21 protein-coding genes, 1 tRNA gene and 1 pseudogene are annotated in these 23840 nt (G+C 71.1%); 16 read left to right on the forward strand and 7 right to left on the reverse strand.

Features of this window, described 5'->3' with window-relative positions; translation table 11 throughout:
- Positions 1-30: 30 nt before the first annotated feature.
- Together ACH4B3_RS04050 and ACH4B3_RS04055 are read right to left on the reverse strand one after the other, a co-directional pair.
- Positions 31-1542: an MFS transporter gene (locus ACH4B3_RS04050; protein WP_398461137.1), complete on the reverse strand. Its 1512-nt coding sequence runs from the start codon at positions 1540-1542 to the stop codon at positions 31-33.
- A gap of 207 nt (positions 1543-1749) precedes the next feature.
- Entirely contained in the window at positions 1750-2427 is a 678-nt protein-coding gene (locus tag ACH4B3_RS04055; RefSeq protein ID WP_398461138.1) for a TetR/AcrR family transcriptional regulator, read from the reverse strand.
- Positions 2428-2736: 309 nt separating this feature from the next.
- On the opposite strand from ACH4B3_RS04055, the gene ACH4B3_RS04060 reads away from it, so the two are divergent.
- Entirely contained in the window at positions 2737-4083 is a 1347-nt protein-coding gene (locus tag ACH4B3_RS04060) for a M6 family metalloprotease domain-containing protein (RefSeq protein WP_398461139.1), read from the forward strand.
- A gap of 283 nt (positions 4084-4366) precedes the next feature.
- On the opposite strand, the pseudogene ACH4B3_RS04065 reads toward ACH4B3_RS04060, so the two are convergent.
- Positions 4367-4915 (reverse strand): annotated as a pseudogene (locus ACH4B3_RS04065) (TetR family transcriptional regulator); the annotation flags it as partial.
- Positions 4916-5042: 127 nt separating this feature from the next.
- On the opposite strand from ACH4B3_RS04065, the gene ACH4B3_RS04070 reads away from it, so the two are divergent.
- The 10 genes from ACH4B3_RS04070 to ACH4B3_RS04115 all read left to right on the forward strand — a co-directional run bounded on the left by ACH4B3_RS04070 (position 5043) and on the right by ACH4B3_RS04115 (position 14857).
- A complete protein-coding gene (locus tag ACH4B3_RS04070; RefSeq protein WP_398461140.1) occupies positions 5043-5198 on the forward strand; it encodes a hypothetical protein in 156 nt (51 codons plus the stop codon).
- A 3-nt stretch (positions 5199-5201) separates the two neighbouring features.
- Positions 5202-5486 carry a DUF4190 domain-containing protein gene (locus tag ACH4B3_RS04075; protein WP_398461141.1) on the forward strand — a complete coding sequence of 95 codons (285 nt, stop codon included), beginning with the start codon at positions 5202-5204 and terminating at the stop codon, positions 5484-5486.
- 217 nt (positions 5487-5703) lie between these two features.
- Positions 5704-6735: an ABC transporter substrate-binding protein gene (locus ACH4B3_RS04080; RefSeq protein ID WP_398461142.1), complete on the forward strand. Its 1032-nt coding sequence runs from the start codon at positions 5704-5706 to the stop codon at positions 6733-6735.
- Positions 6736-6964: 229 nt separating this feature from the next.
- Positions 6965-7870, forward strand: coding sequence for a siderophore-interacting protein (locus ACH4B3_RS04085; RefSeq protein ID WP_398461143.1), 906 nt, complete (start codon positions 6965-6967; stop codon positions 7868-7870).
- 686 nt (positions 7871-8556) lie between these two features.
- Complete coding sequence (locus tag ACH4B3_RS04090; protein WP_398461579.1) at positions 8557-10065, forward strand: pyridoxal phosphate-dependent decarboxylase family protein; 1509 nt, start codon at positions 8557-8559, stop codon at positions 10063-10065.
- A gap of 71 nt (positions 10066-10136) precedes the next feature.
- Positions 10137-11441, forward strand: a complete 1305-nt coding sequence (locus ACH4B3_RS04095) for a lysine N(6)-hydroxylase/L-ornithine N(5)-oxygenase family protein (protein WP_398461144.1) — start codon at positions 10137-10139, stop codon at positions 11439-11441.
- Positions 11434-12003 carry a GNAT family N-acetyltransferase gene (locus ACH4B3_RS04100; RefSeq protein ID WP_398461145.1) on the forward strand — a complete coding sequence of 190 codons (570 nt, stop codon included), beginning with the start codon at positions 11434-11436 and terminating at the stop codon, positions 12001-12003. The genes ACH4B3_RS04095 and ACH4B3_RS04100 overlap by 8 nt, the downstream gene beginning before the upstream one ends.
- Positions 12000-13847 (forward strand): IucA/IucC family protein, encoded by a 1848-nt coding sequence (locus ACH4B3_RS04105; protein WP_398461146.1) that lies wholly within the window; start codon positions 12000-12002, stop codon positions 13845-13847. Before ACH4B3_RS04100 ends, ACH4B3_RS04105 begins: the two co-directional genes overlap by 4 nt.
- 476 nt (positions 13848-14323) lie before the next feature.
- Positions 14324-14396, forward strand: a tRNA-Arg gene (locus tag ACH4B3_RS04110).
- 113 nt (positions 14397-14509) lie between these two features.
- Positions 14510-14857 carry a hypothetical protein gene (locus ACH4B3_RS04115; protein ID WP_398461147.1) on the forward strand — a complete coding sequence of 116 codons (348 nt, stop codon included), beginning with the start codon at positions 14510-14512 and terminating at the stop codon, positions 14855-14857.
- A 90-nt stretch (positions 14858-14947) separates the two neighbouring features.
- On the opposite strand, the gene ACH4B3_RS04120 is transcribed toward ACH4B3_RS04115, so the two are convergent.
- Both ACH4B3_RS04120 and ACH4B3_RS04125 read right to left on the reverse strand, forming a co-directional pair.
- Complete coding sequence (locus ACH4B3_RS04120; RefSeq protein ID WP_398461148.1) at positions 14948-16132, reverse strand: tyrosine-type recombinase/integrase; 1185 nt, start codon at positions 16130-16132, stop codon at positions 14948-14950.
- A gap of 54 nt (positions 16133-16186) precedes the next feature.
- A complete protein-coding gene (locus ACH4B3_RS04125; protein WP_087808844.1) occupies positions 16187-16468 on the reverse strand; it encodes a helix-turn-helix domain-containing protein in 282 nt (93 codons plus the stop codon).
- 386 nt (positions 16469-16854) lie between these two features.
- Here ACH4B3_RS04125 and ACH4B3_RS04130 point away from each other — a divergent pair, with 386 nt between their 5' ends.
- From ACH4B3_RS04130 to ACH4B3_RS04150, 5 genes are all read left to right on the forward strand, one after another.
- Positions 16855-17091 carry a helix-turn-helix transcriptional regulator gene (locus tag ACH4B3_RS04130; RefSeq protein ID WP_392133230.1) on the forward strand — a complete coding sequence of 79 codons (237 nt, stop codon included), beginning with the start codon at positions 16855-16857 and terminating at the stop codon, positions 17089-17091.
- A gap of 147 nt (positions 17092-17238) precedes the next feature.
- Positions 17239-18495, forward strand: coding sequence for a DUF3631 domain-containing protein (locus ACH4B3_RS04135; RefSeq protein ID WP_398461149.1), 1257 nt, complete (start codon positions 17239-17241; stop codon positions 18493-18495).
- Positions 18496-18702: 207 nt separating this feature from the next.
- Positions 18703-19509 carry a DUF2637 domain-containing protein gene (locus ACH4B3_RS04140; protein WP_398461150.1) on the forward strand — a complete coding sequence of 269 codons (807 nt, stop codon included), beginning with the start codon at positions 18703-18705 and terminating at the stop codon, positions 19507-19509.
- Positions 19510-19622: 113 nt separating this feature from the next.
- Positions 19623-20264, forward strand: coding sequence for a plasmid mobilization relaxosome protein MobC (mobC, locus tag ACH4B3_RS04145; protein ID WP_398461151.1), 642 nt, complete (start codon positions 19623-19625; stop codon positions 20262-20264).
- Positions 20261-21976 (forward strand): relaxase/mobilization nuclease domain-containing protein, encoded by a 1716-nt coding sequence (locus ACH4B3_RS04150; protein WP_398461152.1) that lies wholly within the window; start codon positions 20261-20263, stop codon positions 21974-21976. Before mobC ends, ACH4B3_RS04150 begins: the two co-directional genes overlap by 4 nt.
- Here ACH4B3_RS04150 and ACH4B3_RS04155 read toward each other — a convergent pair whose 3' ends face one another.
- Both ACH4B3_RS04155 and ACH4B3_RS04160 read right to left on the reverse strand, forming a co-directional pair.
- Positions 21977-22522 (reverse strand): flavoprotein, encoded by a 546-nt coding sequence (locus ACH4B3_RS04155; RefSeq protein WP_392133222.1) that lies wholly within the window; start codon positions 22520-22522, stop codon positions 21977-21979.
- Positions 22519-23790: a helix-turn-helix domain-containing protein gene (locus ACH4B3_RS04160; protein WP_398461580.1), complete on the reverse strand. Its 1272-nt coding sequence runs from the start codon at positions 23788-23790 to the stop codon at positions 22519-22521. Before ACH4B3_RS04160 ends, ACH4B3_RS04155 begins: the two co-directional genes overlap by 4 nt.
- Positions 23791-23840 lie beyond the last annotated feature (50 nt).

Consider the following 23840-nt stretch of genomic DNA (forward strand, 5'->3'; position numbering starts at 1 on the left):
CGGGCCCCTGCCCGTGGTGGTGGCCGGTGGTCAGTGCGCCATCACCGGTATCGGCACGTCCTGCGACTCGCCGTCGCCCGAACCGGCCACCGTGGTGCCGGTTCCGGGCCGCCCGGTGTTCACGAAGACCAGCGCGATGATCGCGGACAGCACCAGGATGGCGACCGCCCACCAGATGGCGACGGAGTAGCCGTGCACCATCGACTGCAGCCCCAGGCTCGGGTTGGTCGTCGCCTCGGCGGCGTGCGACTTGGCGTACTCGGTGGTCGCGCTGGCCGCGATGGTGTTCAGCAGCGCGGTGCCGATGGCACCGCCCACCTGCTGCGAGGTGTTGACCATCGCGGAGGCGACGCCCGCGTCCTGCGGCTGGACACCGTGCGTGGCCAGGCTCATGGCCGGCATGAACGCGGTACCCATGCCGAGGCCCAGCAGCAGGAACGCCGGCAGGATCAGCGCGGGGTAGGAGGAGTCCAGGTCGATCTGGGTCAGCATCAGCATGCCGACCGCGGCGACCAGGAAGCCCGGGCCCATCAGCTTCCGCGGCGCCACGCGGACCATCAGCCGGGTGCCGATCTGCGTGGACCCGATGACCATGCCGATGATCATCGGCAGGAACGCCAGACCGGTCTTGACCGGGCTGTACTCCTTGACGATCTGCATGTAGTAGGTGAGGAACAGGAAGAGACCGAACATGCCGATGATCGCCAGGCCGAGCGACAGGTAGGCACCGGCCCGGTTCCGCTCGGTGACCACGCGCAGCGGCAGCAGCGGGGCCTTCACCCGGGACTCCACGGCCACGAACGCGGCCAGCAGCACCGCCGAGGCGATGAACATGCCGATGGTGCCGCCGTCGGACCAGCCGTCGGACTCGGCGCGGGTGAAGCCGTAGACCAGTGCGACCAGACCGGTGGTGGCCAGGATGACGCCGGGTATGTCGAGCTTGGAGGAGTTCCGGCTCTCCGCGGGCTCACGGATCACCAGCACCGCACCGACCGCCGCGACGACCGCGAACGGGATGTTCACGAAGAAGGTCCAGCGCCAGTTCATGTACTGGGTGAGCACACCGCCGAGGATGAGACCGACGGCGCCGCCACCACCGGCGATGGCACCGAAGATGCCGAACGCCTTGGCCCGCTCACCGGGCTCGGTGAACATCACCGCGAGCAGCGAGAGCGCGGCGGGGGCCAGCAGCGCGCCGAACACACCCTGCAGCGCGCGGGCACCGAGCAGCATCGTCTCGTTCGCGGCGGCGCCGCCGAGCGCGGAGGCGGCGGCGAACCCGGCGAGGCCGATGACGAAGGTCTGCTTGCGGCCCCACAGGTCGGCGATCCGGCCGCCGAAGAGCAGCAGGCTGCCGAAGGCGAGGGCGTAGGCGGTGATGACCCACTGCTTGTTGGATTCGGAGATGTCCAGCGCGTCCTGCGCGTGCGGCAGCGCGATGTTCACGATGGTCGCGTCGAGCACGACCATCAGCTGTGCGAGGGCTATGAATATCAGCGCTTTCCAGCGCCGGGGGTCGACGGTGGGAGCCGTTTCAGGCATGGATGGGCCTACCTCGTGGTGCGGAGAGTGACGTTCGGGACGGTCAGGAGGGCGTGCCGGAGCGCTCCACGGAGCGAGCACCGGGGCGCGTCAAGGACGGACGCACGCCGCGCAGGTCATGGGCAAGAGCTCGCCGGGCGGTCATCGGCCGACGCACCGGGCGGATCATGGATGAGAAGTCACATGGCTGATGTCAGGCGAGCGGCTTCACTGCCGTCGTCGCAGGTCCTCCAAGGTGGCGGCCGAACCGGCCAGTTCAGAGCGCGCCGGGGTCATCATGCCGTCCAGGAACAGCTGAAGATGCCGGTGCACGAAGCGGTCGAAGTCCAGAAAGCAGCTCCCCTCGGACTCCGCCTTCGGGGAGCCCCAGCCGGGCAGCGGCCGGGTGAGCTGGGTCAGGGCGACCAGCAGGTCACCGACGTCGATGTCGGAACGCAGCTGGCCGGAGTCGCGTGCGGCCGCCATGAGCGCCTCGATACCGGTCTGGAGGCGGATCCGGGCGGCCACCTGGTCGGGGTGATCCCGGTCGATCCCGTCGGAGAGCAGCGGGCACAGGGCGCCTATCCGCTCGTCCGCCGCCGCGTGGACGAAGCGCCGCAGCGCCTGGAAGGCATCGGGCTCCTCCGCTCGGGCGGCCTCGGCCTGGTCCGCGGTACGGGCCATGACCGAGATGGTGACATGGTGGATCAGCTCGCGACGGTCCGCGAAGTGCCGGTAGATCGTGGCATTGCCGAGGCCCGCGCGTCGAGCGATTTCATCGAGCGGCACATCCGCCCCGTACTCGACGAGCACCTCACGGGCCGCCGCGATGATCCGCTCCCGGTTGCGCAACGCGTCCGCACGCAGCTTGGGCTGCGGGTTCTTCTCGGCGATCCTGGCGGCCACAGGTGACTCCTTCCTTCTCCGGCTTCTCCGGTCCGTCGTCCGTCCCGCGCGGGGCCCCTCGGACGCCCCCTTCCGGGATCGGCCTTCCGGGGTGCTTCCGGGGAGTCGGTCCCCGTTTCGCTGGACACCCGGTTAAACGGGGAACCAGTCCCCGGAAATTTCCCTTCCGCTGGTGACCTCGGTCACAACTGCCGACGAGGAGGTTTCACACCGGAACAGCGCCCTCACCCCCCGCTCGGACCAGCGCTTCCGTCCGTTCGGACGCGCCGGGCGCGCGCCGCCGCCCCGCCCGGCCGCACCGTTGGCCCAATGAAGCAGAACCGCCCCCGGATACACGGGGCCCGCCGCAGGCGGACCCGGATACGCCGCCCCGGCGATCCGCGGCCCGGCCGCAGGGCTGCGCTCGCCATCACCGCCGTTCTGCTCATCGTCGTGACCGCTCCGGCGAACTCCACCGGCACCACCGCCGCGCCCACCACCCTCCGCGCCCCCGCGCTGCCCGGCTCCGGCGACGGCCGGCCCTCCTGCACCCTGACCCCGGGCGAGGACGTCCAGCTGTCCGAGGGCATACCCACCGGGCCGGGCTACAGCCGCAGCACGGGCCCGGTGCACGCCCTCACGCTGATGATCGACTTTCCGGACGTCCGGGGCCAGGGCACCGCCCGGCAGCGGTTCGAGGAGTTCTTCCCCCGCACCACCCGGTGGTTCGCCCGGTCCTCGTACGGCCGTCTGGACTACCGGCCCGCCACCCCCGTCGACCGCTGGCTGCGGATGCCCCGCAGCTTCCGGTCCTACGGCATCGAGCGGGGCAGCGCCTTCGAGCCGGGCTACCGCAGGCTGGTGCGCGACATCGCCCGGACCGCCGACCCGCTGGTCGACTTCCGCCGGTACGACCTGGTGAACGTGCTGATCACACCGAACGCCGGGCCCCCTGCCGCGGAGACCGTGCTGTCGGTGACCTTCGCCGGGAACCTGGAGGCGCCGGTCGCCGACGGTGTGCGGCTCGCCAACATCTCGTTCATCTACAGCCGGCAGGACGACGGCACCGGCTCCTTCGCCACCAACGGCTACCGGGTCCTGCCGCACGAGAACGGGCACGTCTTCGGGCTGCCCGACCTCTACACCGCGGACGGCGGCCACAAGGTCGGCCACTGGGACGTGATGTCGGAGGACTGGGGCGCGGGCAACGACCTGCTCGCCTGGCACAAGTGGAAGCTCGGCTGGCTCACCCCGGACCAGGTCGACTGTGCCGCGCGGGCCGGCGACTCGACGTACACGCTCCGGCCGCTCGGCCGCCCGGGCGGTGGCACCAAGCTGGTCTTCGTCCCCGTGTCGGCCTCCGCCGGCTACACCGTGGAGGTGCGCACCGACGAGGGCAACGACGAGAGCGTGTGCAAGCCGGGCGTCCTGATCTCCTGGGTGGACGCCCGGCTGGACTCCGGCAAGGGTCCGATCACGGTCATGGACAGCACGCCGAGGAGCCGCGGCTGCACCGAGGAGCCCAATGTGCACCAGGGGCTGAGCGACGCCACGTTCACCCGCGGCGAGTCCCTGCACGACGCCCGGAACGGCATCCACATCACCGTCACCGGTCAGGACGGGGGCGGCGGCCGCCGGATACGGGTCACCCGGCAGGCCAGTGACGACGGCCGATAGCGATCAGCCACATCTGCCGGCGCGCGACGTCGGCGATCCGCAGTTCCGCTTCGGTCAGCGGGCCCTCCGCCCCGCCGGTCGCCCCGGCCGCCTCCGCCCCGGCGGCCCCAGCCACCCCGGCCGCCCCAGTGGACCCAGCGACTCCAACCGCCTCCGCGGTCCCATCCGTCCCGGCCACCCTGGCAGCCCCCGCCGCACCGGTTCCCGCCTCCTGCGGCGCCTCCTCGTGGGCCTCGTGGGTCTCCTCGGGGGCCGCTCCCGGCGCGCCTCCGGGGGGCTCGCCGGGGCCGGCCGCCGGCTGCGCCTCCAGGAAGGCCGTGGCGGTCATGACCATGTGGTCCACATAGAGCTCGGCGAGCATCCGGACGTCGTCCCGGCTCCAGCCGTCCGCGGTCAGCGCCTCGGCGAAGGCGTCCGCGACCTCGTCGGCGAACCGGTCGAGCTGCGCGGCGATCGCCTCGCGTACCGGCCGGACCCCGCCGTGCCGCTCCCGCGCGATGAAGCGGACGTGGTCCGGATGGGTACGGACATGGCGGGCGACAGCCAGCACCGCGCCCTCGATCCGCTCGTCGTCCCCGTCCTGCTCGGCGAGTATCGCGCGGATCATGCCGTGCAGGCTGCCCAGCGCCTCCTCCACCAGGGCGACCCCGAGGTCGGCCATGTCACGGAAGTGCCGGTAGAAGGCGGCCGGGGCGACGCCCACCACCCGGGTGACCTCGCGCAGCCCCAGACTGCTCAGGCTCTGCTCCGCCAGCAGCCGCAGGGCCGCGTCGAGGAGCGCCTGCCGGGTCTTCCGCTTCTGGGCCTGCCTGACGCCGAGGGTGTGACTCATGTCATTCAGTAAACAACCGTTCTCCGACTTTGGCCAGCATACGATGAGGATGTCAGTGAACAGTTGTCATCCCAACTGTTCACCCAATCGGAACGCGCAGGCCACACCGGACCGAGAAAGGCCCCAGATGATCTTCCTGGTCGCAGTCCTGGCCCTCACCGGAATCCTGCTGGGCGCGGCAGCGCACACCCCGCTCCCGGTCTTCCTCGCCGCGGCCACCGTCATCGGCGGCTGGCTGCTCGTCTTCTTCGTACGCGAGCGCCTCGCGCAGAACAGGAGCTGACCGATGAGCGCCACCTCCCCCGTCCGTACCGCGCCGCCCGCGACCCGCCGCCGCGCGGACGCCGACGGCATGGCGGTCGCCGCCTTCGTCCTCGGACTGATCGGCCTGCTCCTGTTCAACCTGGTCTTCGGCCCCTGCGCCATCGTGCTGGGCGGCCTCGCGCTGAGCCGGGGCACCCGCCGCCCGGCCCGCGCCCTGCTCGGCATCGGCCTGGGCGTCGCCGATCTGGCCGTGCTCGCCGCTCTGGTGACCGCGAATCAGTCGGTCATCTGGCAGTTCGGCGGCTGACGGCCGGCCACTCCCAGGCGGCCGCCGGCAGCGCCAACTCGCTTGCCCGCCTTGCCGATCGGCGCTCCGGGCCGGCCACGGCGCCCGCGCGGGACCGGCGAACACCGAGGCAGACGGCCGGGCCCCCCTCTGGACAAAGCGTTTGGTTAGGCTAACCTAACCTCGAACTCGGTCCAGGGGTCCGGCCCCGTACCCGTCCTGAGAGAAAGACCTCGCCATGCCTCACGCCAGAGCCCTCACCCTCTCCCGCCGCGGCCTGCTCGCCGCCGGCGGCGCCGTCGGTCTCGGCGCCCTGGCCACCGCCTGCGGCAGCAAGGACGGCTCGGGGTCCGGCGCGTCGGGCGAGACCGGGGGCGACGGCTGGTCCTTCACCGACGACCGGAAGAAGAAGATCACGCGCGGCCACACCCCGAAGCGGATCGTCGCCTACATCGGCTCCGCCGCCGCCCTCCACGACTTCGGGATCGACGACCAGATCATCGGCGTGTTCGGCCCGACCAAGCTGGAGAACGGCAAGCCGGATGTGCAGGCGGGCGACGTCGACGTCGACAAGGTGACCATCCTGGGCAACGTCTGGGGGCAGTTCAAGGTCGAGAAGTACGCCGCACTCTCCCCCGACCTGCTGATCAGCAACATGTTCGACCCCGGCGCGCTCTTCTACATCCCCGAGGAGAGCAAGGACGAGATCTTCTCGCTCGCGCCCAGCGCCGCGATCACCACCGGCCGGGTCTCCCTCCTCCAGCCCATCCAGCGCTACGCCGACCTGGCCGCGTCCCTGGGCGCCGACCTCAAGGCGAAGAAGGTCGTGGACGCCAAGGCCCGCTTCGAGAAGGCCGCCGAGACCCTGCGGCAGACCGCCAAGTCGCACCGCATCAAGGTGATGGCCTGCTCCGCCAGCGCCGGCCTGTTCTACGTCTCCAACCCCGCGGTCAACGCCGACCTGATCTACTTCCGCGAGCTGGGCGTGGACCTGGTGGTCCCCGAGAAGACCGACCAGGGCGGCTACTTCGAGAGCCTGAGCTGGGAGAACGCGGACAAGTACGACGCCGACATCCTCTTCCTGGACGACCGGACCGCGACCCTGCAGCCCAAGGACCTGAAGGGCAAGCCGACCTGGGCCCAGCTGCCCGCGGTCAAGGCCGGCCAGATCATCCCCTGGAGCAGCGAGCCGCGCTTCAGTTACGCCGGTGCCGCCCCGCTGCTGGAGAACCTCGCCAAGGCGATCCAGGACGCCAAGAAGCTCCGCTGACCTGCCCGGACGCCGCCCCGGCGGAGTCCGCGCCCTTCCCCGCCGATGCCGTGGGCGCCGACGGGCGGCACCGGGCCCACGCGCCGGGTGCCGCGCCGCCGCCCGGGTCACGCGGCCCCGCCCGACCGCACCACGGCACGGCCCGGCACGACGTCCGGCCCGGTGCCACCGCGCACCTGCCCGCTGCCCTCCCCCGCACCCCCGGCACGTGAAAGGAAAGCCCTCTCACATGACCACCGCAGCCACCTCCACCACGGCCGCCGCGGCCGTCCCGTTCCGCTTCTTCGACGTCCACGTGGTACGGACCCGGCTCCTGGGCCGTTCCATGGTCCGCATCACCTTCGGCGGCGCCGGACTGACGGACTTCGCCTCCGGCGGCCGCGACCAGCGCTTCAAACTGTTCCTGCCGCACCCCGGGCAGGACGCCCCGGTCGTACCGACCGAGGCGGGCGAGGACTGGTTCCCCCAGTGGCGGGCCCTGGACCCGGCGACCCGCGGCATCATGCGCTCGTACACCGTCCGCGCCCAGCGCCGCACCGACGGCGGGGCCGAGGTCGACGTCGACTTCGCCCTGCACGGGGCGGACGCCACCGGCCACACCTCCAGCGGCCCCGCCGCCCGGTGGGCCGCCCGGGCCGGAGCGGGCGACCGCGCGGTGCTCCTCGGCCCGGTGGAACCGGACAACGCGGGCGTCGACTTCCGCCCCCCGGCCGGCACCGACTGGGTGCTGCTGACCGGCGACGAGACGGCACTGCCCGCGGTCGCCGGGATCCTGGAGGCCCTTCCGGACGGCACCGACGCCCGGGTCTGGATCGAGGTCCCGCACCCCGAGGACATCCAGCAACTGGACACCGGTGCGCAGGCCGAGATCACCTGGCTGGTACGGGACGGGGCCGACGGCCCGCGCACCGGCCTGATCCCGGACGCGGTCCGCGCCGCCCGGTTGCCGGACGGCACCGGGTACGCCTGGATCGCGGGCGAGGCCGGCACGGTACGGGCGCTCCGCCGCCACCTCGTCGGCGACCGCGGCTTCGACCGGAAGGCGATCACCTTCACCGGCTACTGGCGCAAGGGCGCCACCGAGGAACAGCTCGTCGAGGAAGCCCTGTCCGGCACCGGCCCCGCCGACGACTGACCGCACCACCCGGGCCCGGCCGCCGCGCCGCGGGCCGGCCGGGCCGGGCCCCGGCACCGCGCCCGCCGGTCCGACCCGGACCGCCGCACCGCGCGCCGGTCCGGTCCGGGGAAGCGGCGGACGACCCCCGCACGCGACCCCGCACGCTCCACCGCACTGCTGGCCTCCACAGCCCACACCCCACTGCCCACACCCCGCACACCGCACACCGCACACCCCGCCACCGGCCGCCCCGCCACCGGCCGCCCCGGGACCGGAGTCCCACCGGCCCCGGGCCGGCCACCCCGCACCCCGCAGCCACGCCCACCTCACCCCACACACCACACCCGACACCCACACCCCACCCGCGAACCCCGCCCCACCCCGCCCGCGGCAGAACCCCACCGCCGGGCCGTGCCCGCTGCCCTGATGCCCTGAGCCCCGCGGACGCTCCCGCGCCACGTCGCCCGGCGCGGCGGCGCCCCTCCCCGCCCCACCCTCACTCCTCCACCCGCACGTCACGCCGGGGCCCCACGCCCCGCCCCCGGGCACCGCCACCTGCCCGGCCCCGAAAGGAACGACCCGTGAGCCCCCTCACGCAGACCGCCGAGGCACCCGCCGACCCCGCATCCGCAGCAGCCCCGGACGGCACGGCGGAAGCCACCCCGGCAGCGGGCGCCGACGGCCCGGCCGGCGCCAGGACCCACCTGCTCAACGACCGCACTGCGGCCCGCTACCGGCGGACGGTGGCCGACGGCGTCGCCCTGGTCGCCGACACGGTGGCCGGCACCGACCGCCCCTTCACCGGGATCACCCCCGGTGAGCTCGCCCCCCGGGTCTCCGGCATCGACCTGGACCGGCCGCTGGGCGACTCGGCCGCCGCGCTGGAGGAGCTGCGCGACGTCTACCTGAAGGACGCGGTGTACTTCCACCACCCGCGCTACCTGGCCCACCTCAACTGCCCGGTGGTCATACCCGCGCTGCTCGGTGAGGCGGTGCTGTCCGCCGTCAACTCCTCCCTCGACACCTGGGACCAGAGCGCGGGCGGCACGCTCATCGAGCGTCGGCTGATCGACTGGACCGCCGAGCGCATCGGGCTGGGCCCGGCCGCCGACGGCGTGTTCACCAGCGGCGGCACCCAGTCCAACTTCCAGGCGCTGCTGCTCGCCCGCGAGGAGGCCGTGGCGCGGGCCCGCGAGACCGCCACCGAACCGCTGGACCTGCACCGGATCCTGCCGCGGCTGCGCATCCTCGCCTCCGAGGCGAGCCACTTCAGCGTGCAGAAGTCCGCGAAGCTGCTGGGGCTCGCCCCGGACGCCGTCATCGCGGTGGAGACCGACCGCGACCGCCGGATGCGCCCCGCCGGACTCGCCCGCGAGCTGGACCGCTGCCGCCGCGACGGGCTGCTCGTCATGGCCGTCGTGGCCACCGCCGGGACCACCGACTTCGGCTCCATCGACCCGCTGGTCCGGGTGGCCGACCTGTGCTCCTGGGCCGGCGTCTGGTTCCACGTGGACGCCGCCTACGGCTGCGGACTGCTCGCCTCCCGCACCCGCCGCCACCTCCTCGACGGCATCGAGCGCGCCGACTCGGTGACCGTGGACTACCACAAGTCCTTCTTCCAGCCGGTGAGTTCCAGTGCGCTCCTGGTGCGCGACGCGGCGACGCTGCGCCACGCGACGTACCACGCCGACTACCTCAACCCCAAGCGGATGGCCGAGCGGCAGATCCCGAACCAGGTCGACAAGTCGATCCAGACCACCCGCCGCTTCGACGCCCTGAAGCTCTGGATGACGCTGCGCGTCATGGGCGCGGACGCCATCGGCGACCTCTTCGACCAGGTGGTGGACCGGGCCGCCGAGGCGTGGCAGCTGCTGGACTCCGACCCGCGCTTCGAAGTCGTCACCAAGTCGCAGCTCAGCACCGTGGTCTTCCGCTACCTGCCGCCGGCCGGCCCGGCCCGGGAACTGGCCGACGAGGCCAACCTGTACGCCCGGGAGGCTCTGGCGGCCTCCGGCGAGGCGGTGGTGGCCGGCACCACCGTGGACGGGGTCCACTTCCTGAAGTTCACCCTGCTCAACCCGGAGACCTCCCTCCGGGACATCGCCTGCGTCCTCGACCTGATCGCCGGGCACGCGGGCCGCCACATCGACGAACACCTCGGCCGGCCGGTGCACGACGGCACCGGCGCCGAGCCCGCCCGCCGCGCCGGCTGAGGCACCCCCGTCCACCCCGGAACACCCGGGCAACTCACGCCACCCGGCGCACGGCAACCCGAAGGAACCCCATGTCCACCCACGACTTCATCGGCATCGGCCTCGGCCCCTACAACCTGGGCCTGGCCTGCCTGACCGAACCCATCGAGGAACTCGACGGCCTGTTCCTGGAGAGCAAGCCGGACTTCGACTGGCACCCCGGCATGCTGCTCGACGGTGTCACCCTGCAGACGCCGTTCATGGCCGACCTGGTCACGCTGGCCGACCCCACCTCCCCGTACTCCTTCCTCAACTACGTGAAGGAGTCCGGCCGGATGTACTCCTTCTACATCCGGGAGATCTTCTACCCGCTGCGTGCCGAGTACAACGACTACTGCCGCTGGGCGGCCGGCAAGCTGCGCAGCGTCCGCTTCGGGCACACCGTGACCCGGGTGGAGTACGACGAGCGGGACGGGCTCTACACCGTCCACGCCCACCAGGCGGCCACCGGCGAGACCACCACCCACCGCGCCCGCCACCTCGTCCTGGGCACCGGCACCCCGCCGTTCATCCCGGACGCCTGCCAGGGCCTGGGCGGCGACCTGATCCACAACGCGCACTACCTGCCCAACAAGGCCGCCCTGCAGGCGAAGGAGTCCATCACGGTCGTCGGCAGCGGGCAGAGCGCCGCCGAGATCTACCAGGACCTGCTCGCCGACATCGACACCCACGGGTACCGGCTCAACTGGGTGACCCGCTCACCCCGGTTCTTCCCGCTGGAGTACACCAAGCTCACCCTGGAGATGACCTCCCCGGAGTACGTGGACTACTTCCACGCCCTGCCGGAGGAGACCCGCTACCGGCTGGAGAGCGAGCAGAAGGGCCTGTTCAAGGGCATCGACGCGGACCTGGTCAACGGGATCTACGAACTGCTCTACCAGAAGAGCATCGGCGGCCCGGTGCCCACCCGGCTGCTCACCAACACCGCGCTGACCACCGCCGCCTACGACGAGGCCACCGCCACCTACACGCTCGGCCTGCACCACGCCGAACAGGACCGGGACTTCTCGCTCACCACCCAGGGGCTGGTACTGGCCACCGGCTACCGCTACCGGACCCCCGCGTTCCTGGAGCCGGTACGCGACCGGCTCCGCTGGGACGGCCACGGCCGCTTCGACGTCGCCCGCAACTACAGCATCGACACCACCGGGCGCGGCGTCTTCCTGCAGAACGGCGGCACCCACACCCACAGCATCACCTCGCCCGACCTGGGCATGGGCCCCTACCGCAACTCGTGGATCATCCGGGAACTCCTCGGCCGCGAGCACTACCCGATCGAGAAGAGCATCGCCTTCCAGGAGTTCGGTGCGCCCCAGGGAGAGCCGACCCTTGTCTGACACGCTGTTCACCGCCACCGACCCCCGGCTGGGCGGGTTCGCGGTCCGCACCCTGGACCCGGACCGCGACGCGGCGCTGCTGCACGGCTGGATCACCCACCCCAAGGCGGCGTTCTGGATGATGCAGGACGCGACCGTGGCGGAGGTGGCACAGGAGTACCGCCGGATCGCGGACCACCCGCACCACGAGGCCTTCATCGGCCTGCACCAGGGCCGGCCCGCCTTCCTCGTCGAGCGCTACGACCCGGCCCACGTGGAACTCGTCGGCCTCTACCGGCCCCGGCCCGGCGACGTCGGCATGCACTTCCTGTGCGCGCCCACCGACACCCCGCTGCACGGCTTCACCCGCGCCGTGATCACCACGGTCATGGAGTTCCTCTTCGCCGAGCCGGACGCCCGCCGCGTCGTCGTCGAGCCCGACGTACGGAACACGGCGGTGCACGCCCTCAACGCCGCGGTCGGCTTCGAGGTCGTCGGCCCGATCCGGAAGCCGGAGAAGGAGGCGCTGCTGAGCGTCTGCACGCGCGAGCAGTTCCTGGCCACCCGAGGAGTACCCGCATGACCACCGCCCTGCCCCTGGAACCCACCGCACCCACCGCGCCCACCGGCGGGACGGTCTCCCCCATCGCCCACCTCACCCCCGAGCTGTGGGCCCGGGCCGGCCGGCAGCTGATCCGCAAGGCGCTGGCGGAGTTCGCCCACGAACGGCTACTGGACCCCCTTCCGCTGCCCGACGGCGGCTGGTCGGTCCGCTCCGACGACGAGGCCACCGAGTACCGCTTCGCCGCGCGACGGCTGGCCCTGGACCACTGGCAGGTCGACGCCGGCAGCATCACCCGGCACCGCGACGGCGCCGAGCTGCCCCTCGACGCGATCGACTTCTTCATCGAGCTGCGCCGCACCCTCGGCATCGACGACGCGATCCTGCCGGTGTACCTGGAGGAGGTCGGCTCCACCCTCGCCGGCACCGCCTACAAGCTCACCGGCCCGGAGATCCCCGCCGCCGAGCTCGCCGCCACCGCGGACTTCCAGGCCGTCGAGACCGGGATGACCGAGGGCCACCCGTGCTTCGTCGCCAACAACGGCCGGCTCGGCTTCGGCGTGCACGAGTACCACGCGTACGCCCCGGAGGCCGCGACCCCGGTCCGGCTGGTCTGGCTGGCCGCCCACCGCGACCACGCCACCTTCACCTGCGCCGCCGACCTGGACTACGACACCCTCGTCCGGGAGGAACTCGGCGAGGCGCAGCTCGCCCGCTTCGCGCGGACCATGGCCGGCCTGGGCCTGGACCTCGCCGACTACCGGCTCATCCCGGTGCACCCGTGGCAGTGGTGGAACAAGATGTCGGTGACCTTCGCCGGCGAGCTGGCGTCCCGGCGCCTGGTACTCCTCGGCGAGGGCGAGGACCACTACCTCGCCCAGCAGTCCATCCGCACCTTCTTCAACACCAGCGCGCCCGAAAAGCACTACGTGAAGACGGCGCTGTCCGTCCTCAACATGGGCTTCATGCGCGGCCTGTCGGCGGCGTACATGGAAGCCACCCCCGCCATCAACGACTGGCTCGCCGAGCTGATCGCCGCCGACGACGTCTTCCGCCGCACCGGCCTGACGATCATCCGGGAACGCGCGGCCATCGGCTACCGGCACCGCCAGTACGAGGCCGCCACCGACCGCTACTCGCCGTACCGGAAGATGCTCGCCGCCCTCTGGCGGGAGAGCCCGGTCCCCCGACTGCGGGACGGCGAACGGCTGGCCACCATGGCCTCCCTGCTGCACACCGACCGGGCCGGGGCGTCCTTCGCCACCGCCCTGGTCAACCGCTCCGGGCTGGCCCCCGAGCAGTGGCTGCGCCGCTACCTGGACGCCTACCTCACCCCGCTGCTGCACAGCTTCTACGCCTACGACCTGGCCTTCATGCCGCACGGCGAGAACGTGATCATGGTGCTGGACGAGGCCGGCGCGGTGGACCGGGTGATCTTCAAGGACATCGCCGAGGAGATCGTCGTCATGGACCCGGCCGCGCCCCTGCCGCCGGCCGTGCAGCGCATCCGCGCCGACATCCCCGACGACCAGAAGCTGCTGTCGATCTTCACCGACGTCTTCGACTGCTTCTTCCGCTTCCTCAGCGCCCAGCTGGCCACCGACGGCACCCTCGACCAGGACACCTTCTGGCGCACCGTCGCCGAATGCGTCGCCGACTACGAGCGCTCCGTCCCCCACCTGGCCGACCGGTTCCGCCACTACGACCTGTTCACCGAGCGCTTCGCCCTGTCCTGCCTGAACCGCCTCCAGCTGCGGAACAACCAGCAGATGGTCGACCTCTCCGACCCCTCCGCCGCCCTCCAACTCATCGGCACCCTCCCCAACCCCCTGGCCCCCCACACCCCACCCACCCGATTCATCTGACCGACCGGGCCGGGGCCCGGCCGGGTGGGGGCCCGGGCGGGTGGGGGCCCGGGCGGGTGGGGGCGGCTCCCCGCGTCCCCGCCGGTGGGGGCGGCTGCCCGTGTCCCCGCCGGGGGCGGGCGGCCCCATCGGCTACCTCCACCGGAGCGGGCCGCCTCGACCTGGTACGACCGCCGGGCCGGGCGGCCCCGGTCGGACACCCCCGCCGTAGGTTCGACCCCGACCGGATGCCGCCGCCGAGGCGGCCGGGCCCCTGACCGGGCACCTCCGCCGGGGCGGGTCGCCTCCCCGCGTCCCCGCCCCGGCCCACCGCCCCGTCGGGCGGAGGCCCACCGCTGCCAGTCATGCCGCGGCGCAGCGCACGCCTCCGCCCGGCGGCCCACCCACCCCAGCCGACCCCCACCCGCTACACTGGCGCCTGGCGCGGCCCACCCCGCGCCCGCACCACCCGGAAGCGCCCCGCGCTTCCACGCCCCGCCTCCGTAGCTCAGGGGATAGAGCACCGCTCTCCTAAAGCGGGTGTCGCAGGTTCGAATCCTGCCGGGGGCACAGAGAAACACCTGGTCAGAGGCCCTTCCGTCCACCGGACGGGAGGGCCTTCGTACTCGCGGCACACATATGGCACACACGCGGCTGCGGGCAGAGGTGGGGAGCTGTGCGAGATGCCCTCAGAGGCCGAGCTGGCCCGACGCCGGTACGAGAAGCTGGTCGACCGGCTGGAGACGTTGATGCGCGCCGGCCTGAACCCCATGTACGAGGGCTACTACGGCCAGCTGGTTCTCGGCCGCGAGGACCTTACCGAGATGGGTGAACTCAAAGACCTTCGACGAGCCGCTCGGGAGGCCGGAGGACGCCTCGGCTGGAAGGTGGCCACTCGATTCGTCGACGGCAGGCTCTTCGTGCTTGACCAACGGGAGGTACCCGAGGAGATCGAGCGGCTGGCCGGCGATGCGACCGCAGAGGCCGTCGACCGCGCACGGGAAAGGGCTTCCCGGCCGCGGCTGACCTGACTCGAAGACAGTCCGGAGTGCGCCGCGCCACCGCGCGGAGCGACGAACGACGCCCTTGACCGCGGTTTCCCAGCACGGATCAGACACACGTCACGCGGAGCCCTCCTCCAGAACGGCCACCGCTACTGCGGCCTCTCGGGCCTTCCGCTCCGCCTTCTCCAGCTTGGCCTTCGCCTTGGCCAACTGCTTGGAGCGCCGCTTGTGCATCTTCTTCGACACCTCGTCCAGGCGGTCCGGGAAGAGGTGTCCGTACGTGTCCAGGGTCAGAGTCGCCGACTTGTGACCCAGCATCGTCTGAACGACGTTGACGTCCGCGCCACTGGCGATGGCCAGCGAGGCTGCCGTGTGTCGCAGCTTGTGCGGGGTGACCCTGAGATGCCCCAGCCCCGCCCGAATGACCGCCGGCGCGAAGAACCGCTGACGGAAGTTGCGTGCTCGTAGGGGGCCGCCCTGGGGGGCCGTGAAGAGCAACTCCTCATCGTCCCGTTTCTCGACGTGGGGCTTCAGCTCCTCGGCAAGGAAGCGCGGGATCGGCACGGACCGGCGCTCGTGGTTCTTGGGGGTGTCGAGGTAGAGCTTGCCGTTGTCCTCGACGTACGCCTCGACGATGTGGGCCCTGCAGGCAGCCAGGTCCACACGGCCCACCTTCAACGCCGACGCTTCGCCCCACCGCAGACCGGTATAGGCCAAGAGTTGGATGAACACCCGGTAGGCACCTGCCGCGTTCGCCAGTGCCTCGACCTGCATGTCGTCGAGGTACACGTGGTCGGTCGGAGCCGGCTTCGGCAGGGGCACCCCGAGGGCGGGATTCACGGCCAGGCGGCGGGCCTTGACCGCGTAGCCGAGGACACGACTCAGCACCACATACGCCTTGCGGACCGATCGCGGGCTGAGCTTCCGGCCACCCGTCGCCTGGCCGGAGAGCAGGTCCGCCAGCCACTCGGCGATGTCCTCGAAATGGATACGGTCGAGGGAGGTGGTGCCCCACCTGGGGATCACATGGACGTCCAGAACACCCCGATACCGGTTGCGCGTGGAACGCTTCAAGTGAATCTGGGCGGCGAGCCATGAGTCCGCGACCTCAGCGAACTTGGCGCGCGCGGCAGCCGGGTCGCGGTAGGAGCCGTCGTTGAGACGCGACTCCACCTTCAATCGCTCGGCGTCGGCATCGACCTTGCGGGCCAAGGTCTTCATCTTCGGCTTGCCGTCCGGGCCGTACCAGCGAACCCGGTAGCGCCCAGGTGGGGTGCGCCCCACTCGCTTGGCTTCGGTCACCGCACGCGCGTAAGCCGCGTGACCGATGCGGTCCTCGATCCAGACGCGGGCCAACTAGCGTCCCTCCCGATCGGTACCGGGTGAAGAGGCGAACGGAAGAAGCAGGGCCGTCGGAGGAACTCCGAGCACGGCAGCGATCACCACGAGGTCGTCGACGTCACAACGGCGGCGGGCGCGTTCCGTACGGCTGAGAGCGGTGTTGGTCATCGGGCGCCCCAGAGCCGCACAGCCAGCCGCAAGTTGCTGCTGAGTGAGGCCGCGGTTGAGGCGCACGTGCTCTATCGCCTGGGCGGTATGGAGACCGGCAGGGCCGATTTCTATGGGTCGAGTTGCCATAACACGTAGCTGTAACGTGCGGCCGACCTTTTTGGCAATAGTTGGTTCTTAAACCCTACAGAAGTCGCGCACCGCCGAATCAACGACCGCCCCGACTAATGCCACACACGCGACACCCAGAGGGCTCCGCTGCAGATTACGCTCGCCGGAAAGCGAGCGCAGTGTAGCTGACTGCATCCATCGACGATGGACCATCACCTGGGATTACGAACAGCCTGTCACCCTGGCGCCGATTTTTTGGTCAACCGCCAATTCGCCCTTACGGTATTGCCTCCCGTGCTCACCAACGGGAACTTCTGGAGTCTTCTAGAACCAACTCTGGACTTCTCCGCCCAGGGTGTGGCTGTGTTGTCCACGCAGTTGTCCGAAACCGAAAAAGGAGTCCTATGCCGCGCCTTTCCCCCCGCCCTGCCCACACCGTCATCGACCCCAACCGACGCGGCCCCCTGGCCGCCCCGGCGGAAGTTGCCGAGTACCTCGGGGTGCCGGTGAAGACGCTCTACCAGTGGAAGTACCGGGGCATCGGCCCGAACGTGCACAAGGTCGGCCGCCACCTGCGCTACCGCTGGGCCGAGGTGGACGCCTGGCTCAACGCCCAGGCCGCGTACGACCTCGCCGTCTGAGACCGCCCCACAGGGAAAGCGAAGCGGCTCCCGGCGAGCCACCGCCGGGAGCCGCGCGGTCCCTGCCCTCATCGCCCCTTGCCAGAAAACGATCTGTCTCGGTGAATCCGGACCTTGCCCGTCCGAACTCACCAGGGAGGAACGCCTGTGGACGAATCTACGACCTCTTCAACCCCCACCGCACCCGCCGTCACCCCGTCTTGGCCGCCCGTGGCCATCCCCGGCCAGGGCCCGGCGTCCGATCCCTCATCCAGCGAGCGCGGTCGAGCGGATAGCTCCGACGAAGGCGCCGGCCTGCTGGACGAGCTGCGCGCAGCGATCGCCCGGTACGTAATCCTGCCCAACGGTGACGCGCTGACCGCCGTCACACTGTGGGTGGCGGCCACGCACATCCAGCCCGCACTGCAGCACGCACCGCGCCTGGCGGTGGTCGGCCCGGCGAAGCGGTGCGGCAAGTCCCGCCTGCTGGACGTGATCACGGAGACGGCGCACGACCCGCTGATCACCGTGAACACCAGCCCGGCCGTCGTCTTCCGTGCCATCGGTGACGACCCGCCCACTCTGCTGGTGGACGAGGCCGACACCATCTTCGGCAGCATCAAGGCCGCAGAGAAGAACGAGGAACTGCGCGGCCTGCTCAACGCCGGCCACCAGCGCAACCGGCCCGCCCTGCGGATCTCCGGCCCCGAGCACAAGACGCGGAAGTTCCCCACCTTCGCCATGGCCGCGCTTGCCGGCATCGGTGCCCTGCCGGACACGGTCATGGACCGGGCGGTGGTGATCCGCATGCAGCGCCGCAAGGACGGCGAGCGCGTCGAACAGTTCCGCTCCCGCCGCGACATCCCCGCCCTGCACGCTCTGCGGGACCGCCTGGCGGCCTGGATCCGTCCGCTCCTGGACACCGCCGAGGGCCTGGTACCGCGGATGCCGGTGCAGGACCGCGCGGCGGACACCTGGGAACCGCTCGTGATCGTCGCGGAGCTGGCCGGCGGCACCTGGCCCGAGGACGCACGTGCTGCCTGCGCGGCCATGTGCGCTGCCGAGGCGGACAAGGACGACGAGTCCAACCTCAAGACCCGCCTGCTGCATGATGTCCGGCGCGCCTTCGCCCGCTGCGGCGACCCGGACATCATGCGTACCCGGGACCTGCTGGAGGAGCTTCTCAAGGACCAGGAGGCTCCGTGGGCCGAGTACGGCACCACCGGCCTCAGCCCACGCCACCTCGGGCTCCTCCTGAAGGACTTCGACATTAAGGCCGCCACCCTCCGCTTCGAGGGCGGCAGACAGGCCAAGGGCTTCGCGCGCCTCCGCTTCACCGACGCCTGGGCGCGGTACTGCCCGGAGGAATCCGCTTCCGAGAGCAGTGACGAGAGCACCCCGATGAACCCGGGCCCGCACCCGTAAGGACTCGTCGCACCCGTCGCATCGCAGGTCAACCCCGTGACGGGTGTCGTCGCTGCGACGAGTCGTCTCGTACCACGACGGTCACCCGTACCTGCTCTGACCAGCCGTGCGACGGGTGCGACGGGTCCGCCACCGCGCTGCCCACCAGCCCTCCCCGATTGGAGAACCCGCTTGCCCGTACGCACCACCGCGACCCCAGTACCGACCATGACCGCCGCGATCCGCCTGGGAGTCGCTCTGGTCGGCACGATCGGCTTCGCCCTCTCGTACGACGCCCTGCGGCAGATGGCAGTGGCCATCCACATCCGCGGAATGCTGACGTACGCCTTCCCCCTCGTGATCGACGGGTTCATCGCCATCGGCGTCGCGGCCCTGCTCATCCTGCGCGCCGCCCCCTGGCGATCTCGCCTCTACGTCTGGGCCCTCGTCGGCATCGCCACCATCACGAGCATCTGGGCGAACGCCCTGCACGCCGTCCGTCTCAACCAGGAGGGCGACGCAGCCGGGCTCCACCTGGACGATGTCACCGTCGGTGCCCTGTCGGCCATCGCCCCGCTCGCGCTCGCCGGAGCCGTCCACCTGGATCTCGTCATACGCCGCCACCCCACTGGTCGGCACTCGACTGAGCCGGTCAGTGATCAGCGCCACACTCACGTCGAGAACGTGCGGCGGCCCGCTCTGAACAGCGACACGGCCGATGCCTCGAAGGGCGCGGCACAAGCACGGCCCGAAGTTGTGGCGGAGGACATCGCGGACGTGGCGGACCCCCCGGTCGAAGTGGCGGATGCGCGTCAGCCCCACAGCCCGATCAAGGGTCGGCAGCCCAGCGCTTCCACGGAAACGCTCCTGGCTCTCGGCCGCGCCGCGCCCCTGGGCCGCCAAGGACGTATCTCCCGCCGCCACGTCGAAGCGGCGATCCGAGCCCAGGGCCACCCCGTCGGCAAAGACCGCCTCACCGAGATCACACGCCGCCTGCAGGCCGAACTCGACCGTATGCCCGAGCGCGTCTCCTAGCGCGTTCACCGGTCGGTACCGCCCGTCATCGCGCTGCTCAGCGAGTGGACATAGGGCGGAGCCGACCACCCCAGGCACATCCCGTCCGCCGACTCCTAGTAAGGACTGCCCCGATGCACGAAGCCCGACGTGAGCTGCCCGCCGGACAGCGGGAGATGACCACAAGCGTCACCCAGCCAGCAAGGTATGCCGTTGGACCGTCCAAGGGCCGGTCCAACGGGAGTTCCGCCCCGGGGGTGGCGGAGACTCTCGGGAGCCAGGGGGCACCCGAGGAGGGACAACGCGTCCAGGCCACGCCCGTCGTCCTGCCGCGTGCCGCCGAAGCCGCCGCCCTGCACCGCATCGCCCGTCGCCGCAAGCGCAAAGACACCCAGCGCAAGGAACGCGTCGATGTGCGCTACAGCGTCGAAGAGAAGGGCACCATCCTCGCCAAGGCCCGGTCCCTCAACATCGCCGGCGCCCACTACGTCGGCGCCGTCGTCATGGCCCACATCCACGGCGACCTCACCCTTCCGGGCCAGCGTACGCCGCTGGACGACTACATCGACGAGCTGACCGCCCTGCGCGAGCAGGTCGCCAAGATCGGCAACAACGCCAACCAGATCGCCCGGAAGCTCAACTCCGGCGGTCATCCACATCCCGGGGATACCTCCGTCCTCGCTCAGGCCGAACGCACCCTGGGCGCGGTTCGAGCGGCCATCAGCGAGATCGCCGTGGCTGCAAACCAGGCCGTCATCAACAAGGCCGCCCGGTGATCGCCAAGATCAGCAGCGGAAAGGACACGGCCGGCCTGATCCGCTACCTGTTCGACACTATGAAGGCCAAAGACCACACCGATCCCCACCTCGTCGCCTCCTGGGACGGCTTCGCCCCCGACCCCGGCCGCACAAATGACTTCACCGCCACAAAGCGGCTTCTCGTGGCTGACCTCGACCTCCGCGTCAAGCAAGCCCGCCGACTTGGCCGCGCACCCGAGCGGCACGTCTGGCACTGTTCCCTCCGCGCCGCCACAACCGACCGGCACCTCAGCGACGAGGAGTGGGCCGACATAGCCCGCCGCGTCGTGGCCGCCACCGGCATAGCGCCACAAGACGACCCGGACGGCTGCCGCTGGGTCGCCGTCCGTCACGCCCCCGACCACATCCACATCGTCGCAACCAAGGTCCGCGGCGACCTCCGCCCCGCCCGCCACTGGAACGACTACCTCACCGCGGACCGCGAACTCGTCACCATCGAGAAGGAGTACGGACTCCTTCAAGTCGTCCGGGGAGACCGCACCGCCGCCAGACGCTCCACTCGCGCCGAGCAGGAAAAGGCACACCGCCAAGGCCGGGACATGTCGGCTCGTGAACGCCTGCGCACCATCGTCCGCACTGCCGTGGCCGCCTCCACCAGCACCGAGGAGTTCATCCGCCTGCTCAGCCGCACCGAAGGTGTGTTGGTCGAAGCCGTGTACTTCCCTTCCGGCGACGTACGCGGCTACAAGGTCGCCAGCGAAGACAACCTCACCGCCGGCAAGGAACCCATCTGGTACTCCGGCTCCACACTCGCCCCGGACCTGTCCCTCCCCAGGATCCGAGCACGCCTGGAGGCCACCGAGCCGGAGCCCGCCAACCAGCCGAGCAGGCGCTCTCCTCGCTCTCCCAACCCTTGGCACCAGGCCACTGCCGCTACCGAGCGCATCCCGCACCACCTCAGCGGTCACGACGATGGAGCCTCCCAGGCCCACCTCGCCGCCTTCGGTGAAGCCCTCGACGTCCTGCCCCTCCTCGCTCCCGCACCCATCCGCGCCCAGCTCCGTGAAGCCTCTTCCGCCTTCGAGCGCGCCACGCGCTCCCGTATTCAGGCCGAACACCACCACGCCCGTGCCCTGCGAAGCGCCACACGTGCGATGCTCCGCGAGCCCGCACCAAGCGACGGTACGGCGCTGGCGATGCTCCTCGATGCCGCGATCCTGGTCACCATCGCAGTCTCCCGCTGGCACCAGCTCCGCCACCACGACCAGCAGGTCGCCGCAGCCCAGCAGACCCTGCTCCACCTACAAGCCGCCTACGACCAGGCAGCAACCGCGCCCCTGACCGCCCTCATCCGGCGCCGACCGCCACAACCGACTGGGGACCGGCACATCCACCACATCCGTCGGGCCGTACCCGAGCACTCAGAGCACGTCCTCGCAGATCCCTCGATTGCTGCCCTCACTGCCGCACTCGCCGAAGCGGAAGCATTCGGGCACGACCCTGAGCGACTCCTCAGACAGGCCACCGACCTACGTGCCCTGGATGACGCCCGCTCCCCCGCAAGGACGTTGACATGGCGAATTCAACGCTTGAGCGCACGGCCGACGCCCAACGCACGCGCCCGTGCAGTACAGGCCCACAGCGCAGCACGGCCCAATGGGACACCCGGCTCTCTGGCCCACGAGGCAACCACCGTCTCGCCCCCGCAGCCGCGAGCACGTCGGCGCTGATCACGACCGCGCGGACAGCCTCGGGGCAAGCAGCTCCAGCACTTCCTCCCAGCGGTAGCGGTCGGCCCCGCCGCCCGCCTTCGGCCGGTGAGGCTCGTAGGAGCCGATCAAGACACCCATCTCGCGCAGCAGGTCCAGACTCCGTCGGTATGCAGGGTGAGCGGCCTGGGCGGAGTTCACGTACGGCAGCACGGCGACCGGTACACCCATGGCGGGCGCCTCGCACAGGATGCCCAGCGCGAGATTGTCGGAGATCCCGGCGGCCCACTTGTTGACCGTGTTGAAGGTGGCCGGGGCGACCGCGATCGCATCCGTAGGCCGGCTCGGGCGTGGCTCGCCCGGTGTCCGCCAGGCCGAGCGGATGGGGCGGCCGGTCCGGGCCTCGACCGCCTCAGCATCAAGGAAGCCGACTCCTTGCGGGGTGGCTACGACGCCGACGTCCCAGTGCCGTTCCTGTGCTGCCGTGATCAGTCGGCCGACGTCGGCGGCGACCCCGGCTGCGCAGACCACGATCTGGAGAAACGGCTTGTCGTGCTGGTCACTCACGCGGGCACTCCCAGTTGGCGGCTGAAGTGGTGGAGCTCGGGCAGCGCCCGGCGACGGTCACGGGCTGCCATGTCGGCGACCAGTTCGCGTACGGCCGGGCGGCGGACATCCTGTGCCGCGCACCTCTCGGCGATGCGCAGGGCCTGGTAGCCGTCGGCGAGTCTGCCCTGCTGACTGTAGGCGCGGGCGGCCTCCACCCAGAGCGCGGCCCGTCGCTCGGGGACGGGGATGTGCCGCCGCATGAGGGGGCGAGCGGTTTGGAGGGCGATTCCGGCGTCGCCGAATGAGACAGCCGCGCTGATCTCGTGCAGGGCTACGTTGGTCGGGCTGAAGTTCGCCCAGGCGTCCGGCCTGTAGAATGCGACGTAGCGGGCCACCTCTTTGGCCTCGGTGAGGAAGTCGCGGGTGGTTTCGCGGTCGCCGTTTCTGCTGGCGGCGGTTGCTCCGCGGAGCAGCAGCAGGCCGACCGCTGCCAGGTATCGGGGCGAGCGTCGGTCGTAGGAGCCGCTGAGCTGGTCGACCGTGTGGCGCACCATGTTCACGGCTTGGGCTGTGTGCTTCTCCCGTACGAGCACGTGAGCGTGAACGCGGACGCTGGCGGCGAGGACGACGGGGTCCCCGGACCTTTCCGCCTCGGCCATGGCCCGGCCGGCCGCGAGCCAGGCGTTGCCCTGGTCGGCTCGCTTCAGCAACAGGCTCACCGACGTCTGGTAGGTGGTCGCGAGCAACCCGGACGCCTCCGCCGAACCGGAGGAGCCGCCGGCGACCTGGCGCAGGTCGGCGATCAGGCCCGGCAGGGCCTGCTCCAGTTTCGCGTAGTCGCACGTGCTGAACAGCCGGCGCACGGTCCGCGCTCGCTCCCGCAGCTCGTCGATACCGGAGGAGTCACCGGTGGCGGCGGGGCTCGGTCCCGGCAGCAGGACCTGGATCAGGTCGTGGTGCGCCATGGTCGGCGTCGGCGTTGCCGCGAGCGCGGCGACGCTCGCGGCAAGGAAGGTGCGGCGGTGCATGTCCTCGGTTCCGGGATCGCTGGGGCTGGCGTCGGGGGCAGCGGCGAGGCCGAGGCGTTGCGGTGGGATGTCCAGTACCTTCGCGATCTCGCGCAGCACGCGCACGTCCTCCGTGCCCCTGCCGTTCTCCAGGCGGCTCACCTTCGACTGGTGGTAACCCAGTGCGGTGGCAACGTCCTTCTGCGAGCGCCGCTGTAATACGCGTGCCTGACGGATGACTTCGCCGATCCGTCCGGCTTCACTCTGTGCGTCGGCCATCTGCGCCACGGCCCCTTCTGCCGTCGCCGATCCTGCCTGCTCAACCGAGC

Source organism: Streptomyces sp. NPDC018031 (assembly GCF_044327625.1).
Lineage (GTDB): Bacteria > Actinomycetota > Actinomycetes > Streptomycetales > Streptomycetaceae > Streptomyces.